The organism is Nocardia sp. NPDC004123 (assembly GCF_053603795.1).
In genome coordinates, this window is the sequence record NZ_JBSGGG010000078.1 from 1 (window position 1) to 1,096 (window position 1,096).

The 1,096-nt window shown below is 65.4% G+C and carries 2 protein-coding genes; both read right to left on the minus strand.

Going from position 1 to position 1,096, the window contains the following annotated elements:
- Window positions 1-680 (minus strand): NAD(P)(+) transhydrogenase (Re/Si-specific) subunit beta (locus tag ACWEQQ_RS45045; RefSeq protein WP_452352574.1); only part of this gene is annotated, 680 nt, incomplete at its 3' end.
- A gap of 3 nt (window positions 681-683) precedes the next feature.
- Entirely contained in the window at window positions 684-1,025 is a 342-nt protein-coding gene (locus ACWEQQ_RS45050) for an NAD(P) transhydrogenase subunit alpha (protein WP_452352575.1), read from the minus strand.
- Window positions 1,026-1,096: the final 71 nt, after the last annotated feature.

Sequence of the window (1,096 nt, forward strand, 5' to 3'; positions counted from 1 at the left end):
GCGTTGAGCAGCGAGATGACGACCGGCATGTCGGCGCCACCGATGGGCAGCACCACCATCAGGCCGAGAATGCCGGCCAGCACCAGCACCGCGATCATCCAGTACTGCGGCACGCCGGTGTCGGTCGCGCCGATGCCGATCACCACGGCCGCGGCGATCGAGCCCGCCAGCAGCAGCAGGTTCAGCGGCTGCTGCAGCTTGCCCACGCCGATCGGCTTGCCGGGCAGGATCTCCTGCAGCTTGCCGAAGGCGATCACCGAGCCCCAGAACGAGACCGAGCCGATGATGGCCGCGAACAGCGAGGCGATCACGATGTGCACGGTGGGCTGCTCGTGCACCGCGGAAAAGCCCTTGGTGTCGAGGAATTCGGCCCAGGCGATGAGCGCCACCGTGCCACCGCCGACGCCGTTGAACGCGGCGACCAGCTGCGGCATGGCGGTCATCTTGGTGAAGCGGGCGGGCGGAACGCCCAACCCCACGCCGACCACCAGGCCCGCGACGATGATGATCCAGTTATTGGTGTGCCGGATGGAGATGAGCGTCGCGACGACCGCGATGACCATGCCGGTCGCGGCGATCTGGTTGCCGCGCACCGCGGTCTTGGGACCGGTCAGGCCCATCAGACCGTAGATGAACAGCGCGAACGCGACGATGTAGAGGATATTGACCAGATTGTCCATGGCTCAGTGGCCCGCCTTCACAGATTCGTCGCTGCGCTTCGCTTCGCCCGCAGCAGGCTTCTTCGCCTTGAACATGCCCAGCATGCGGTCGGTCACGACGAAACCGCCGATGACGTTCAGGGTTCCGAACACGACGGCGACGAACAGGATGATCTGCATCAGCACCGACGGGTGCGCCACCTTGCCGAACACCACCAGCGCGCCGAGCACCACGATGCCGTGAATGGCGTTGGTGCCGGACATGAGTGGGGTGTGCAGGGTGTTGGGCACCTTGGAGATCACGGCGAAGCCCACGAACCCGGACAGCACCAGGATCGCGATATTCGCCAGCAGTTGGGTGTACATCAGGCTTCCACCTTCTGAGAGCTCGGCTCGCTCCGCTCGCGCGTCACGCAGGAATCCGCCAGCACCTGATC

Coding starts and splice junctions, on each gene's coding strand:
- ACWEQQ_RS45050 (WP_452352575.1), bottom strand. CDS start 1,025: ATGTACACCCAACTGCTGGCGAATATCGCGATCCTGGTGCTGTCCGGG.